Raw genomic sequence first — 15332 nt, forward strand, 5'->3', positions numbered from 1 at the left:
CGTTATTATTTTTAGCTTAACGTATTAACTTATAGCCTAAACATATTGACTTTACGCTGAGCTAAATCAAAACATACTCAATGTAAAATACGCTATCCTACTATGGTCTACTGGTGTGATCTACTTGCCCAAATTGGGCGTGTCTTTTAAAGGAGATTCTCTGTGTCTCAACATGCTTTGCAACCCCTTTTAGCCCCTTCTTCTGTGGTCGTCCTTACCGGTCAAGACCCAGATGACTCCATTCTTATGGCGCTATTGCATTCATTAAGCAAGCTCAAAGATCACCTCACTTTAGTCGGCGTCACCCCAAAATGGAAAGACAGCACCACTTCGATCACGCAATTATCAACACTCAGTGAACTCGATAAAAGCTATGATTTAGCGATTCTTGCAGGTAAAACAACACAGCCCATGGGTGAAATCATCGCAGCCTGTGGACAAGCGGGTATTCATTCTTTGCTGATGCTGTCTTGGAGCGGCGAGGCGTCAAACGATATTCAGCAACACTTAAGACAACATAATGTTCGCCTTATTGGTCCCAACAGTTTTGGTATTTGTCGACCCAAACAAAGGTTTTCAGCTTGGCTTGGGCTCACTCACCCACTCCCAGGTAGACTGGCATTAATGTCTCAATCTGGCACAGTCGCCAGCGCACTCGTCGATTGGGCAAGCTGGCAAGGTATCGGCTTTTCACAAGTCATTGCTATGGGATCGCCAGTGGATGTGATGCCATCGCAAATACTCGACTTTCTATCCAATGATTTTGAAAGCCAAGCCATCTTGATGTATTTACAAAGCGTTGGGCAACCTACCCGATTCCTTAGCAGCTTGCGCGCTGCCAGTCGCAGTAAACCTGTCGCAGTAGTCACTGAACACAACCTTGGTGCTGATCCTCGAGTCCTTGATGCGGCGTTAAGCCGAACTGGTGCTGTGCGTGGTCGTCGCTTAAACGATTTAATCGGTGCCGCTTCTGTAATGACCAATGCCCGACGCATTAAAGAAGGCGCCTTGATGATCATTGGCAATGGCGCTGGGCCAGGAGAATTAGCCGCACAACGTGCCGCAGAGCTTAATTTGTCGCTGCTGGAGCCTGAAGAAACTTTACGTAAACAACTGGAAGAAATTGTCGATCACCGTGGACACATTGGTCCTGTCAGTACCGTGTGGGCAAGTTGCGCCAGCGATGTGTTCGTGGACCTTGCACAAACGGCACTAAGCAATAAGTCCTGTGGCGCAGTGTTACTCATGTTAAGCCCTACGGCGTTAATTGACCTATCGTCGTTTTATGAACAAGTTATTGAGCTACACCGCAAACAGAAAAAGCTCATCATGGTGTGTTTGCTTGGCGGTGGTGATATTGTCACGATGCGAACGCGTATTAATGAAGCAGGCATCCCTACTTTTCGCACCCCAGAAACCGCCATTGAAGGGTTTCAATTCTTAGAACAATTCCAAAGAAATCAGCGACTTGCAAAACAGTCGCCTGACAGTAACGCCGCCAGCGAACAAGTGAATGTAGAACAGGCAAGAATGCAGCTTCAAGCCTTTTTACGACAAGACAAGAAGCAACTTAATGCTGTCGATTTCGCTCCTATTCTGGCTTTATTTCATCTAAGCCTAGCGAACTTCCACCGATCTCAAAGCGTCATTAACGCCGCATTGCATGTGCGTATCTTTCGCGATCCTGTCTTTGGTACTGCGATTGGTTTGGCATTAGGCGGCTCAGATCAGGGCTCTGCGCAAAAAAGTGAAGTTGTCGGCTTACCACCGCTGAATACGTTACTGGCACGGGATCTTATTTCTCAATTATTACCACGTGGGAATTACCCACAAATAGAAGCCTTACTATTGAATATCTCAAGCTTGGCCTGTGAGTTACCCGAATGCCAAACGCTGCAACTAAGTAAACTCTACATCGACAAATACGACTGTTTGACCGGTGAAGTATCTGCAACTCTTGCTCCTTGCCCAAATGTACGACGCTACGAACATTTAGCGATCCAACCTTATCCTCGTCAATGGGTAAGCACTCTGACGCTTCGAGATGGCAGTAGCATTACCGTTCGCCCAGTGCGTCCTGAAGACTCTTCAATGATTGCGGACTTTGTCCGTGGTATGTCAAAAGAAACGCGTTATTTACGCTTTATTTCAAACATTGAAGAACTGACCCCTCGCATGCTCTCGACCATGTCACATATTGATTACGATCGCGAAATGGCGTTCATGGCGGTACAAGAGATTGATGGCAAAGAACACTTAATAGGCACATCTCGGTACATTGATAATTTTGATGATCAAAGCTGCGAATTTGCCGTCGTATTAGACGATACTTTTCAAGGACAAGGGTTAGCTTCTTATCTAATGAAACAGCTTTTTTTAGCCGCTGCTGATAAAGGCATTCGTGTTATGAAAGGTATTGTACTGGCCGAAAATAAACGCATGATTACTTTCTGTAAACACCTAGGCTTCACTATCACAAGAGACCCAGATGACATTGGCCAAGTCATCGCAACACTCAAATTAACAGATGGTTTTGTCACCGCACTGTATTCAAAAAAATAACAAGAAACACAAGACATAAAAAAGCTCGACACGCCTAAATTCAGGCAAAATCGAGCTTTTTAGTTTGTTTGAACTAATGCCTTTTTAGGGCCCGATACGGACACTATAAATCTGACATTAGCGAGTACAACGGTAGCGACCATTATCATTTGCAGAGTGCACTATTCCTTTTGAGCCAAAACCAATTTTCCCTTTACAAGACGCGTATTCATAGGAGCCACCTCTTTCTAACGTTACTCCTTTTTCACCATATCCTTTGATATTGGCAGACTGTGTGTAATAGGTGTTTTTAGGGCCATCACCACATTCTTTTTTGCTGTACTTCAGATCTCCACACCAAACCACAAAGATTTGATAACCACACCGATTTTTAAAGATAAGATTGTGCGAACTTTTTGAATTGGTAGAAGCATCCAAGCAGCTCGCCGCACTTTGCCCTGGATTACTAGCCAGTGCATTAAGACTGGTTAATAATGCGCAGAAAGCGACACTCATTGCTACTAAATATCGTCTCATAGTGATCTCCAAGAAAATGCCCTCTTTAGAAAAATCAGATGCAGAGGGTAAACATCTGTATACTTATTAATCATAAGCATATTTTATGACATTTTCTTACGATTTCAATACAAATGAGCATAATAATTAACAATGCCCTTTAAAGGCCTTTTCTTAATAGCCTGCAGCCCACAAAAACTGTTCGCTTAGATAATGTGACGGCTTGAAAAAAACACTCATGGATGGCATGTATCAGAATACATCCAGCTATTTGATGGCGTGGTTAGCAGTAGTGAGGGGGTTTTAAGTTCAATATTTCAGGAAAGAACAGTCTCCTAGGTGTGAACCTATTTCGGGTCTGGACAATAACGAAAAAAAGGCGAGATAAAATTATCTCGCCTTTTTTATTTGTAACACCATCAATAAGAAATTTAAAATTTGCTTAAGTCAGCAATCTTAGAAATCGTATTCGCCACTTAAAGCCACTTCGTTTTTAGCATAGCCAGCTGCACCATCGTAAGTGCCATCAGCATTATTATGGCGATATTCAACCCAAGTTAAGGCGTTAGGTGTAATGTTGTATTCAAGACCAAGTTTGTAAGATTTTACACTATTTTGAGAAGAGGATCCGTCAGCATTCGTTTTCTGCAAACCATAGCCTGTGTATAGACGGTATTGATTAATATTGTAAGCGCCTACTAAATCATAGGAATTCATTGATGTATTACTGTTTACTGCTGCTCCATTATCGGTTTTAGACCCTAGGTAAACAAAAGCAAGGTAAAGATCATTCAGGGTATAGTCAGCACCTAAACCATAAGTATCAATTTTACCGTCAGAATTTCCTGTAGATACGCTAGTAACAGTATTACCACCTGTTGCTGGATTGAATGCATAGGTATTAGTGATACCATTACCAAAGTTCTGGCGCGCATAAGCGGCACGTAGATTCAAACCAGTACCAATGTGATATACGCCCGCTAAAGAGTAAGCATTGTCTTGCTCAGTATTCTTTGAAATTGCTCCAATGTCTTTTCCATCATTATTGCGGAATTGGTAGCCGGCTTGAACATCTAAGTTGCCAAATGTATTAGAGTAAATGGCTTGGCTAGCTTGACGACTTTCTCCGTAAATACCGGTCTGAGCTTCCATCCCCCATTGGTCAAAAATATCAATGGCTTGCGTAAGGCTGGTATAAAGAGGTGTATTTTGTTGACCAAAAGACACTTTACCGTCTTTACCAAAATCGGCGCCTAGATAAGCTTTACGAGTAGTAAACTTACTGCCATCACTATTTTGGCCTGCGACTTGCCATTCTCCTTTAGCAAACACGCTGACGTTATCGTTAACACGGGTTTCACCTTTAATACCAAGGCGGGCACTGGTCGTTAAATCACCCTTGGCATCAGAATCGCCTGTAGAGCCAGCGTGTGTCATATCCGCTTCCACCTTGCCATATACGTCAAGAGAAGAACCGTTTGCATTGTAAACATTTGCTGCGTGTGCTGACGCCATCATGATAGTCGCTGCTGGAATAGCGAGTGCTAGGATTGTTTTTCTCATTTGAGCTGTCCTCTTGTTTAGATTTGACCATTTGTTTTTAGACGGTCTTTACTATAAACAGAGAAGTTCACTTTTTATGCACTAAAATAGAGGAAGATCACAGCAAATATATAGCATTAAAAAAATGTGATTTATTTAGTCGTAGAAAGGAAATATATGACTCGAAAACATCAAAAAAACACGCGAAAAGCTTGTAAAAAACTCAAGGGGTAATTTAAACAAAACTTATTTATGATTTTATTCATTGAAAACAAGGATTTATAAATCTTGTTTTTTGAGAATTTTCACGTTTAAAAAATAATTCATTGCAATTTTTACTAATTTTAATAGCTAGAAACGATCATGAAATTAAAGATAATAGAAACTTACAAAATTCAAAAAATGACAAATATACATAATTTTAAAAATCACTCCTTTTAATTTGCTCACTAAAATCAAAAAAGCCCTCAGTGCGCAAACACCGAGGGCTTTATAAGGATAGTTTTACGTCTTACGTGTTACTTTCCAGTAGCACGTGATACGTATTCACCGGTTCGAGTATCGACGCGCAATACTTCACCAATGTTGATAAATAGTGGCACACGTACCATGGCGCCAGTCGTCAAAAATGCAGGCTTAGAACCGCCGTTTGCGGTATCTCCTTTAACACCTGGATCTGTATCTTTTACTTCCAGCTCAATGAAGTTTGGCGGCGTAACCACAAGCGGTGCGCCATTGTACAAAGTTACTATGTACTTCTCTTGCTCTTTAAGCCATTTACTCGTATCGCCGACTGCATTTTCATCCGCCGCGTATTGCTCGAATGAACCGTCGGTTACCATAAAGTGCCAAAACTCACCGTCGGTGTATAAATACTCCATATCGGTTTCCATTACGTCTGCCGATTCTAACGTCTCGCCAGATTTAAAGGTACGTTCCCAAACACGCCCTGAACGCAGGTTACGTAGCTTCAAGCGGTTAAACGCTTGGCCTTTACCCGGTTTAACATGTTCATTATCCAATATAGTACATGGATCACCGTCAACCATTAACTTGGTACCATTGCGCATTTCGCTGGTAGAAATATTAGCCATACATCCTCACCGTGTCTTTTTTAGAGAAAAGGCTCTAACTGACGTATCATGTCAGCCTGACGATCTCAGCAAACATCTTTTTATAATAGTAAAAGAACGTTTGCAAAGATCTCAAAGAGCCCAAGGCCTATTCGGCCAGAAATAATTTGGCGCCAATGATAACCCAAATCCATTCGACTTTGCAGATATTTGACGTGATAGAGATTCAAACAGAAAGTACTTTAACTTGGTCGCAACACCTTTCTAAGGCGTTAACGAGCTTACCCGAACTAATACAACATCTCGCTCTACCCACTAACATGGTTAAAGATGGTAACGAGGCGCAAAATACCTTTAAATTATTGGTCCCACGTCCCTACTTGTCGCGCATCGAACGGGGTAATCCACTCGATCCACTCCTATTGCAAATACTGCCCAGTGCGGCTGAAATGCGGCTTGTTCCTGGCTATACAACAGATCCATTAGAAGAAGCAGATCACAGCCCTCAAAAAGCCATCGTTCATAAATACAAGCGTCGCTTATTGGTTATTACCACAGGCACTTGTGCTGTTAACTGCCGCTATTGTTTTAGACGTCACTTTCCTTATGGCGAGAACCAACTCGCGCAAGCAGAATGGCAATCTGTTATTGACTACCTGAAAGCACATCCAGAAGTTAACGAGGTCATTCTCAGTGGTGGCGATCCTCTCATGATGAAGGATGCTCTACTGGCTGACAAAATCCATAAACTTGAAGCACTGCCACAGATTAAACGTTTACGAATTCATTCACGCTTGCCTGTCGTCATTCCGCAGAGAGTGTGTGACGAGATGTTGGCTTGGATAAAAAATAGCCGTTTAGACATTATTATGGTGTGGCATATTAACCACGCTAACGAAGTGGATGAAGATGTCATACACGCAGCTCAACAATTAAAGCACGCAGGCGTTACTTTATTAAATCAGGGCGTACTCTTAAAAGGCATTAATGACAGCGTCAAAGCGCAAGTGGATCTTAGCGAAGCAGTATTTAAAGCAGGTTTGTTGCCTTATTATATGTTCACGTTAGACCCGGTCGAAGGCGCTGCACATTTTGATATTAGTGTTGAACAAGCACAACGACTAATGGGGAAAGTTGCTGCCGAACTGCCTGGCTACTTGGTACCAAGGCTGGCCAAAGAAATACCCGGAAAACAAGCGAAAACCGTGTTTGCTCCCATTGTCGATTAGCGCTTATTTATAAAGCAGATTAGTGATTATTTCTACAGTAGAACAATGCCATAAACTTACCGAGATAAAGCAATACGCTCTGTTTTTACTTGTTGTCGACGAATACTAACCTGTGGGGCGAATTGGTATAGATCACCATTTCGTCCTACTAATTGGCGCGGAACATGGCTTAACTTTGCCACTTGGGCATTGGCGGCCAAATGTTCAGGCTCACCATGACAAGGCACGGCTAGCTCAGGTTGAACCCACGTATACAATTGGCTCAACTCATCTCGACAAGGGTGTCCACTAACGTGGATCGTCAAGTCTGTATCCTGTTGCTGTAACGTTCGAATCTTTCGACCTTTAAATTGCTCAACCAAACGCATAATCGCGGTTTCATTCCCGGGGATCATCATCGCACTGAAAATCACCAAATCATTGGCATCAAGGCTCAGATCAAAACAATTGTCCGCTGCTAATCTATTGAGTGTCGCTCTAGGCTCTCCTTGGCTCCCCGTCACCACCGCCAAAACCTCTTCTCTTGGCAAATAGCCTAAATGAGCAGATTCAATCAAGGGCAGATCGTCAGGCCAATAACCCGTCGCTTTCGCGGCACCCACCATATTCGTAAGCGAGCGACCAATGAGCGCTAAATAACGACCAGTTGCTTTAGCCACTCGCCCTAATGCCACCAGCCTTGCTACATTACTGCTAAAGCAGCCCACCACGACACGGCCTTTTTCTGGTGCTATGGCGGCTAACAAGCCTTCATAACAGTCACTTTCTGACGCTGAGTGCCCGTCTCGTAATGCATTGGTAGAATCACACACCATGGCGAGAATATTTTCTTTCGCGAGCGCTTGAAAACGAGCGGGCGAAAAGCCTTCACCGATAATGGGGCGTTTATCAATTTTCCAATCACCGGTGTGAAAAATACGCCCCGCTGGGGTATCGATTGTCATTGCAAAGGGTTCTGGCACCGAATGTGTCAACGCCAACCAAGACACATTGAAAACACCAATTTTTTGCGTTTCATTTTCTTTCACCACAATCACCGGAACTTCATCAACCAATCCGACTTGCGCTAACTTACGGCGTAATACTTCTGCAGTAAAAGCCGTGGTATAAACAGGGCATTTAAAACGTCGCCATAAAAAAGGCAAAGCACCTACGTGGTCTTCATGGGCATGGGTAATCACGATACCCGCAAGGCGCTCTTTTTGTTCAGCAATAAAAGAAGGATCAGCTGATACTACTTCGGCAGTATGAATGTCGTCCGGCTTTAATGGCTCATTAAAAGAAACGCCACAATCCACCATTAACCATTGGCCGTCATGACCATATAGGTTCATGTTCATGCCAATTTCGCCCGTTCCACCTAGAGGCAAAAACCACAAATCCTGCTGTGAAGGTATCAATGAAGAGATAAAGCGCTCCTGTTAAAGGTAAGATGTTAGAAGTTTTGTCTATCTTACGTGATTTCTTATAAGATCCCACTCTAATAGAGGTCTACGCTATCGATTAAGTTCATCAATAGAGCGGCCCTAACTAGCATCGCTTCAACACACTTAGCACCTAGACAAAGAGGGCTACATGCAAAGCACTTTTCAGCCAAGTACCAAAACACAACGAAACAAAATACGCAGGGGCGCTGTTAGCTTATTGGCTCTGCTCATTTTATTGATTCTATTGTTTTCTGCTGCAAAATATTTTGGTACCCGCTATGCCACTCAAGTGATCGACAAACAAATACACGAATCTGGCCTTGCTCCTCTTATTCATTATAAAAGCATAAGCTTTAATCCGCTGACACTTACGCCGGTTATGCACTCCGTTTCGATAGGCAATAAACGTTATCCTTGGCTAAGACTTACGCATATTAAATTCAATTACCTTCCTGTTATTTACCCCAAACTCAACGTAGATTTCCAATTTGATGATAACAAGACCTCATTTATTGCTCGTGACACTCGACGACTAATGACGCTCATGGGAATACAACAACTCACTGGACAAGGGCATTTCCTATCAGCGCCTAAAGAGGGAAATATTGACTCCACATTAACGCTTCAGGTTGATCAAGTTGGGCATCTTTTTTTCAACAGTAATATAGATATATTGAACCAAGATGTTTCTTTGCAGGAGTTTCGCTCAGATTTACTGGCTTCAATGGCGTTAGGGCAACTTGATGCCATACCTATTTTGTATGGCGACAGTATTGCCTTCCATAAAATAGCGTTACGGTTTCGAGACGAAGGTCTTATCAAGCGGCAGTGGCCTGAGTTTTCTGCGAAATCTAGTCATGAAGCATTACCTTATTTCAAAACCTTGTCCGCCTATCTTGGTTTAGCGCCTTATCATTCAATACAAAACCATCATATCAGCACTCAAGTGACAACATTCCTCACTAAAGCTAATACGCTTTCTTTTTCAATGGCACCTAAGCAACCGATCAAACTTAAGACGCTAATGCAGTTTGTTCGAAATGAATCACTCTATGAAAACTCCGATATGAGCCTTTCAGCTCGATAAGACCAATAGATAGCTCAAAACATGACCTACATTGGGATAAACCCTGTATTTTCTTGTTCGCTTGTTTAAACTACTTTATCGTAAAAGCACTTTTAACCAATCGAGTGATAAATGACCAACGTAACCATATTAGTAGATGTTCAAAATATTTATTACACAACTCGCCAAGCTTACGGCCGTCGATTCGATTACAACGTTTTTTGGAAGCAAATAACTCAAGACAGGAACGTCGTAAAAGCCATTGCCTATGCCGTAGACAGGGGCGATGAAAAACAACGACAATTTCAAAATATTCTTAGAGCGATTGGCTTTGAAGTAAAATTAAAACCTTATATCCAGCGTGCAGATGGTTCAAGCAAAGGAGATTGGGATGTCGGCATTACATTAGACGCTATGGAATACGGACCAGACAGTGACGTTTTAGTATTAGCTTCTGGCGATGGAGACTTTGACTTACTGGCACAAAAGCTTAATCATAAATACCATACGCAAATCGAGGTTTATGGGGTTCCTATGTTAACTGCCAACTCGTTAGTGAACGCAGCAACAAAGTTTTACCCGATCAAGGACGATCTATTACTCAACTAGATAGGAGATAAAGGCGAGTTTACACTGTCATAACAACACGCTTTTGATTGTATCTATCATGGAAAAGAACTTCTCTCATGCATCTAACTAAAACACAAGTCCAGTTACGTCTCTCCCTTCAAAAAGGCTTAAGCATTCTCGTCGGTATATTAATGGCATTTTTTGGCCCAATTAATATTATTTATTTTAATAATCCGACTCTTGGTTGTATGGATGTCATTGTTTCCATTTTTAGCTTTTATTGTTTTTGGGCCACGATAAACAACAAAGACAAAGTACTCCTACACTACGCTCTTGCACTCGTCGTAACCGTCTCAATTTACATTACCGCCTATACCGCAGACTTCAGAGCATTCTCTATATTATGGGCACTATCGCTGCCTATGGTTTACTACATAATGTTTGGCACTCGCCGAGGAGCATTTCTCTCCTCCATTATTCTTATTCCAAGCATTTTTATTATCAATACGCATATGGTAACTGACCAATTTATGGCCTATCGGGCCATACTTAACTACTCTCTAGCACATAGCTTCATCTGCTTCTTATGCCATTTGTATGAGCAACAACAGTCAAGAAACTACGAACAACTCAAAAAAATCGCACTGAGCGATGCCTTAACTGGCGTACAGAATCGCCATGCCTTAGAGGCTCATTTTTGTGATCTAGATAAAAGCTCTGATAGAGCCCATATGTTATTGATCGATATTGATTTTTTTAAGAAAGTAAACGACCAATTTGGCCATGAGATAGGAGATCATGTGTTAGTAGAAATGGCCGAATGCTTACAGACGTATGTTGACGCCAATAATATATTTCGATTGGGAGGTGAAGAATTTGTTCTTCTGTTTAAAAACCATACCGACATAGAAATCAAACCTAAAGCAGAAAATATTCGGCACTCTATTGAACAATACCTTTTCCACAGCCATAACTTACGCATCAACATCACCATTAGCATTGGGGTTTCACGTTTTTTACCAGGACAGTCACTCGGTGATTTTCTACGTACGGCGGATAAAAAGCTCTATGATGCTAAAAGCGAAGGACGCAACTGCGTCTGTATTTAGCATCATAGATATTGGCAGCAATGTTAAATTAAGAAAATACCTCAAGATAAAGCGCCTCAACTTTCTCTCTAGCCCATGGCGTCTTACGCAAAAATTTCAAACTTGACTTCACAGAAGGATCACTCTTAAAACAATTAATATTGATCCGTATTGACAGTTCATCCCAACCAAAATGCTCAACTAGATCCGTGACTATTTTCTCTAATTTTATGCCATGTAATGGATTATTCACTTGTGCTGTCATTGCCAATTCACTCTAAAAAAATCGTTACGCTATTATACCTTAACTAATGGTGTATCTTACGTAGATACCCAAATGATTTTAAAGCGGTGAAATACAGAAAAAACCCATTAGAACATTTGACTAATAACCAAAATCCCCGAAAAATAGCATCAATTCATAAAAAAATAGATCACAAGATAGGAGAACATAAATGGGCATTTTATCCGGACTGAAAGGTCTATTTTCTGGTGGCGAAAGCGCGCCAGTCGAAGCAGAAGAAGCGGTTGAGTACAAAGGGTTTGAAATCATACCAGCTCCAATGAAAGAAGGTGGTCAGTACCGCGTTGCTGCAACCATCACCAAAGGAGAAGGTGACGAGCAAAAAGTTCATAGATTTATTCGCTCAGATCTTATCCCTAATCGCGACGAATGTATGGAAATTACTCTGCGTAAAAGCAAATTGACGATCGACCAACTAGGCGACAATCTATTTGGCTAAAAAGACGACATAAACAATATAACAACCAAAAGAAGAACAATATGAACGCACCAATAGGACAACACTGGAAACAAACAAACGAACGTGAAGACCTATTGGGAGCGAGTTATCGCTCTCGGACCTTTTCTTTCTCCGACCCCAAAGGCCCAGTCGACACCACCCTAATTGACCATCTTGGTGAACAAAAAGCCAAACAGGGCATTTTGTATATTCATGGTTACACCGACTATTTTTTTCAAACTGGCTTAGCCGATCACTTTATTGCTCAAGGTTATCGCTTCTACGCAGTGGATTTACAAGGCTATGGGCGCTCTATTCGTCCGAATTTACTGCCTAACTGGTGTGACTCGATAGACCAATACGGACAGGACCTCGACATTGCCTTAGCAACCATGAAAGAAGATGGTGTAGACCAAGTGATCATGCTCGCGCACTCCACTGGTGGACTGGTAGCGGCGACTTATCTCGCTAAACATCCTTTATTATCTGAACGAGAAAGCCATTACAAAACGTCCTTTCCTGCAATAACTGGCCTTATTTTAAACAGCCCTTTTTTAGCTTTACCATTTTCACCAAAGGTACTGAAGCGTCTTAATTGCCCTATCTACACGCTTGTTTCATTACTGCCTTTTGTGTCATTTCAAGCAAAAGAAGCGACGCTCTACTCTCAATCATTACATACGACATTTAATGGTGAATGGGATTATCGTTTAGATTGGAAACCGGCGGCTGGCTTCCCATTATCATTTCACTGGCTCAAACAAATTACTTTGGCGCAGCGTAGCCTGACTAATAAACACATAGAGACTCCCACCCTCTTATGCCATTCTGAGATCAGTACCATCAATACAAAAAACGTCGCAGACATGCAAATGGGTGACGGTGTTCTTAATATAAACAGCATGCAAGACGCCGCCACTAAAACCTTTACCAACCTCGATATCGCGATTATTCCCAAAGGTTTTCATGACTTATACCTATCACACTTACCAGCCAGAGAAGCCTACTTAGCCAGTATCGACTCTTGGCTGATAGAACAAACACATAAAAATGAGATTGAAAAGAAACCAGATGAGTAAGCCGTCAATTACTCTGCTTACTCATCACCAAATCAAGCAATCGCGTTGGTAAAATTCGTTTTAAAATACCTGCAATATAAGTCGGTGTTGTCACGTAATATCTAGGCTTAGGACGACGAGACTCTAATGCATGAATCAGTTTGGCGACTACCGCACTGGCTGGTAATGTCTGTGACGAAGTCGGCCCTTCTTTAGACAAACGCCCAATCGCTTCTTCATAGCCTTGTTGATGTCGGCTTTGAGAAATATCTACATTATCTCTTAAGGCGGCCAAGGCATTGGCTTTAAAACGGCTTTCAATCGGACCTGGTTCAATTAAGCAAATATGAATCGGAGTATCCGCAAGCTCTAGACGTAAAGTATCGGTTAAACCTTCTAAGGCAAACTTGCTGGCGTTGTAAGCCCCTCGAAATGGCATAGCAACTAAGCCAAGGACAGAGCTATTATTTACGATACGACCATAACCTTGCGCTAACATTAGCTTTAGCACTTTGCAGGTCAACTCATGAGTACCAAAGAAATTAGTATTAAACTGAGTTTTTAATACCTCTACTGACAAGTCTTCAACCGCGCCAGGTTGCCCATAGGCACCATTATTAAATAACGCATATAAATGACCACCTGTAATGACTAACGCTTCTTGTAAGCCTTTTTCAATCGAGGCAGAATCAGCAAGATCCAGCTGCACAACATGACGCAGTCCTGCTAATTTTAGCGCTTCCACATCCTCTTCACGTCGGCAACTAGCCACCACCAAAAAATCACGCTCTTGCAACATTTTAGCGGCTTCAAGACCAATACCACTTGAACAACCTGTGATTAAAATCGAGTACTGCATGCTAGATCCTCTTTTGAAAAACATAATAGATAGCAACAAGCACCTGCACTCACTGTGAAAGCATTTGTGCCTAATCAACACTCTGTACCAGTTATGACCTAAATACTTGTTATTTTGATTCTTTTCACTTAGGTTACTGGAAAATTTTGTCTATCTAAAGTAATTGTAATGGAAGATATCGTGAAAAACGAAAGTACTAGGGAAACCTTTGGCTCCCGCATTGGGTTTATTTTGTCGGCGGCCGGTGCGGCCGTTGGTTTAGGAAATATTTGGGGCTTTCCAACACAAGCGGCCAGTAATGGTGGTGGAGCCTTCTTACTGGTCTATTTGGTATTAATTTTCGTAGTTGCCTTTCCAATGTTAGTGGTCGAAATGGCCATTGGCCGTTATGGTCAAGCCAACCCTGTCGATAGCATGCGATCGCTAAACAAGAACCCTATTGCACAACGTATTGGGGCTTTGGTTGGTTGGCTCGGTCTGAGTGTTCCCAGTGTTGTTTTGGCGTTTTATAGCATTGTCGGTGGTTGGATTATTTGTTTTCTACTTGCCGCTATTGCAGGTTTAGTTGGTTTAACCGATCAAGCAAGCTGGTTAAAAGGCTTTAGTATTGAGCGTAACTTATTTGGCACCCTCCTCTTCTATGTGCTCACCATCTTAATCGTCCAAGGTGGCGTAAAACGCGGTATAGAGAAATGGTCAACACGCCTCATGCCTGCCCTTTTTGCTCTTTTCATTATTTTGTTCATTTACATCATGATGCAACAAGGAGCGATGGAAGGCTTAAAGCACTACCTCATTCCTGACTTTGACAAAATCTGGGATCGCAAACTGATTCTCGCGGCCATGGGACAAGGCTTTTTCTCGCTTACCATTGGCGGTTGTTCGATGCTGATTTATGGATCTTACTTAAGCAAGAAAGAAAACCTTCCCAAAATGGCACTAAGCGTTACCTTGATAGATACCTCTGTTGCTTTCGTTGCGGGTTTGGTTGTACTCCCTGCCATGTTTGTTGCCATGCACAACGGTGTACAAATTTACGCCGACGACGGTTCACTACTTAGCTCTGATACCTTAGTCTTTACCGTGCTGCCATTGATGTTTAATAGCCTTGGTTTACTTGGTCAGTTGTTCTCGGTGATCTTCTTCCTTCTACTGACCATCGCTGCGCTTACCTCTTCCATATCGATGTTAGAATGCCCCGTGGCTTTAGTGTCAGAACGGTTCAATACCAAACGCACACCCACTAGCTGGGTACTTGGTATTATCATTGCCCTCTTTAGCGCTGTTATTGTTTATCACTTTGGCGCCATGTTTGGATTAGTTGTTACACTCGCCACGCAATATTTACAGCCCTTTGCAGCCCTAATGTTCTGTTTATTTGGGGGTTGGGTATGGAACCGAAATGCGAAATTCAAAGAGTTAGAAAGCGGCTTTGCTGAGTTTCGTAATACAAGGTTCGGGAAAATTTGGCCATGGTACGTGCGTTTCGTTTGCCCATTAACGGTCATTGCTATTATTTGGGCGTCGTTCGATTAAGTATTGGCATTGCCTCCTAAAACGAAAGCAAATAAAAAGTGAGCCTAGGCTCACTTTTTATTTTACTGTATTATCGAATGAGGT

At 42.2% G+C, this 15332-nt stretch carries 14 protein-coding genes; 8 read left to right on the top strand and 6 right to left on the bottom strand.

What is annotated here, in order from left to right:
- The first annotated feature begins 162 nt into the window (after positions 1-162).
- Complete coding sequence (locus E0D70_RS13675) at positions 163-2562, top strand: bifunctional acetate--CoA ligase family protein/GNAT family N-acetyltransferase (RefSeq protein ID WP_133012852.1); 2400 nt, start codon at positions 163-165, stop codon at positions 2560-2562.
- A 117-nt stretch (positions 2563-2679) separates the two neighbouring features.
- Here the strand turns inward: E0D70_RS13675 and E0D70_RS13680 are convergent, their stop codons facing one another.
- From E0D70_RS13680 to efp, 3 genes are all read right to left on the bottom strand, one after another.
- Positions 2680-3078 (bottom strand): hypothetical protein, encoded by a 399-nt coding sequence (locus tag E0D70_RS13680; RefSeq protein WP_133012853.1) that lies wholly within the window; start codon positions 3076-3078, stop codon positions 2680-2682.
- Positions 3079-3513: 435 nt separating this feature from the next.
- Positions 3514-4620, bottom strand: a complete 1107-nt coding sequence (locus E0D70_RS13685; RefSeq protein ID WP_133012854.1) for a porin — start codon at positions 4618-4620, stop codon at positions 3514-3516.
- Between the two features lie 497 nt (positions 4621-5117).
- A complete protein-coding gene (gene efp, locus E0D70_RS13690) occupies positions 5118-5693 on the bottom strand; it encodes an elongation factor P (RefSeq protein ID WP_133012855.1) in 576 nt (191 codons plus the stop codon).
- Between the two features lie 194 nt (positions 5694-5887).
- Between efp and epmB the strand changes: the two genes are divergently transcribed.
- Positions 5888-6901, top strand: a complete 1014-nt coding sequence (epmB, locus tag E0D70_RS13695; RefSeq protein WP_133012892.1) for an EF-P beta-lysylation protein EpmB — start codon at positions 5888-5890, stop codon at positions 6899-6901.
- A 56-nt stretch (positions 6902-6957) separates the two neighbouring features.
- On the opposite strand, the gene E0D70_RS13700 is transcribed toward epmB, so the two are convergent.
- Positions 6958-8241, bottom strand: a complete 1284-nt coding sequence (locus E0D70_RS13700) for a ribonuclease J (protein WP_240537142.1) — start codon at positions 8239-8241, stop codon at positions 6958-6960.
- A gap of 235 nt (positions 8242-8476) precedes the next feature.
- Between E0D70_RS13700 and E0D70_RS13705 the strand changes: the two genes are divergently transcribed.
- The 3 genes from E0D70_RS13705 to E0D70_RS13715 all read left to right on the top strand — a co-directional run bounded on the left by E0D70_RS13705 (position 8477) and on the right by E0D70_RS13715 (position 11073).
- A complete protein-coding gene (locus E0D70_RS13705; RefSeq protein WP_133012856.1) occupies positions 8477-9415 on the top strand; it encodes a hypothetical protein in 939 nt (312 codons plus the stop codon).
- Positions 9416-9526: 111 nt separating this feature from the next.
- Positions 9527-10003, top strand: coding sequence for an NYN domain-containing protein (locus E0D70_RS13710; RefSeq protein ID WP_133012857.1), 477 nt, complete (start codon positions 9527-9529; stop codon positions 10001-10003).
- A gap of 77 nt (positions 10004-10080) precedes the next feature.
- Positions 10081-11073: a GGDEF domain-containing protein gene (locus E0D70_RS13715; protein ID WP_133012858.1), complete on the top strand. Its 993-nt coding sequence runs from the start codon at positions 10081-10083 to the stop codon at positions 11071-11073.
- A 28-nt stretch (positions 11074-11101) separates the two neighbouring features.
- Here E0D70_RS13715 and E0D70_RS13720 read toward each other — a convergent pair whose 3' ends face one another.
- Entirely contained in the window at positions 11102-11317 is a 216-nt protein-coding gene (locus E0D70_RS13720) for a VF530 family protein (RefSeq protein ID WP_133012859.1), read from the bottom strand.
- A 190-nt stretch (positions 11318-11507) separates the two neighbouring features.
- Here E0D70_RS13720 and E0D70_RS13725 point away from each other — a divergent pair, with 190 nt between their 5' ends.
- Both E0D70_RS13725 and E0D70_RS13730 read left to right on the top strand, forming a co-directional pair.
- Complete coding sequence (locus E0D70_RS13725; RefSeq protein WP_133012860.1) at positions 11508-11795, top strand: HlyU family transcriptional regulator; 288 nt, start codon at positions 11508-11510, stop codon at positions 11793-11795.
- Positions 11796-11836: 41 nt separating this feature from the next.
- Complete coding sequence (locus E0D70_RS13730) at positions 11837-12874, top strand: alpha/beta hydrolase (protein WP_133012861.1); 1038 nt, start codon at positions 11837-11839, stop codon at positions 12872-12874.
- A 4-nt stretch (positions 12875-12878) separates the two neighbouring features.
- On the opposite strand, the gene E0D70_RS13735 is transcribed toward E0D70_RS13730, so the two are convergent.
- On the bottom strand, positions 12879-13712 hold the full coding sequence (locus E0D70_RS13735; RefSeq protein ID WP_133012862.1) for an SDR family NAD(P)-dependent oxidoreductase: 834 nt from the start codon (positions 13710-13712) through the stop codon (positions 12879-12881).
- Positions 13713-13880: 168 nt separating this feature from the next.
- On the opposite strand from E0D70_RS13735, the gene E0D70_RS13740 reads away from it, so the two are divergent.
- The gene (locus tag E0D70_RS13740; protein WP_165942910.1) at positions 13881-15248 is read left to right on the top strand and encodes a sodium-dependent transporter; all 1368 of its coding nucleotides are present in this window, start codon (positions 13881-13883) and stop codon (positions 15246-15248) included.
- Positions 15249-15332: the final 84 nt, after the last annotated feature.

This window comes from Marinomonas flavescens (assembly GCF_004352835.1).
Taxonomy (GTDB): domain Bacteria; phylum Pseudomonadota; class Gammaproteobacteria; order Pseudomonadales; family Marinomonadaceae; genus Marinomonas; species Marinomonas flavescens.

Coding starts and splice junctions, on each gene's coding strand:
- E0D70_RS13685 (WP_133012854.1), bottom strand. CDS start 4,620: ATGAGAAAAACAATCCTAGCACTCGCTATTCCAGCAGCGACTATCATG.
- E0D70_RS13680 (WP_133012853.1), bottom strand. CDS start 3,078: ATGAGACGATATTTAGTAGCAATGAGTGTCGCTTTCTGCGCATTATTA.
- E0D70_RS13705 (WP_133012856.1), top strand. CDS start 8,477: ATGCAAAGCACTTTTCAGCCAAGTACCAAAACACAACGAAACAAAATA.
- E0D70_RS13730 (WP_133012861.1), top strand. CDS start 11,837: ATGAACGCACCAATAGGACAACACTGGAAACAAACAAACGAACGTGAA.
- E0D70_RS13700 (WP_240537142.1), bottom strand. CDS start 8,241: ATGAACATGAACCTATATGGTCATGACGGCCAATGGTTAATGGTGGAT.
- E0D70_RS13715 (WP_133012858.1), top strand. CDS start 10,081: ATGCATCTAACTAAAACACAAGTCCAGTTACGTCTCTCCCTTCAAAAA.
- E0D70_RS13725 (WP_133012860.1), top strand. CDS start 11,508: ATGGGCATTTTATCCGGACTGAAAGGTCTATTTTCTGGTGGCGAAAGC.
- E0D70_RS13720 (WP_133012859.1), bottom strand. CDS start 11,317: ATGACAGCACAAGTGAATAATCCATTACATGGCATAAAATTAGAGAAA.
- E0D70_RS13740 (WP_165942910.1), top strand. CDS start 13,881: ATGGAAGATATCGTGAAAAACGAAAGTACTAGGGAAACCTTTGGCTCC.
- efp (WP_133012855.1), bottom strand. CDS start 5,693: ATGGCTAATATTTCTACCAGCGAAATGCGCAATGGTACCAAGTTAATG.
- E0D70_RS13735 (WP_133012862.1), bottom strand. CDS start 13,712: ATGCAGTACTCGATTTTAATCACAGGTTGTTCAAGTGGTATTGGTCTT.
- E0D70_RS13710 (WP_133012857.1), top strand. CDS start 9,527: ATGACCAACGTAACCATATTAGTAGATGTTCAAAATATTTATTACACA.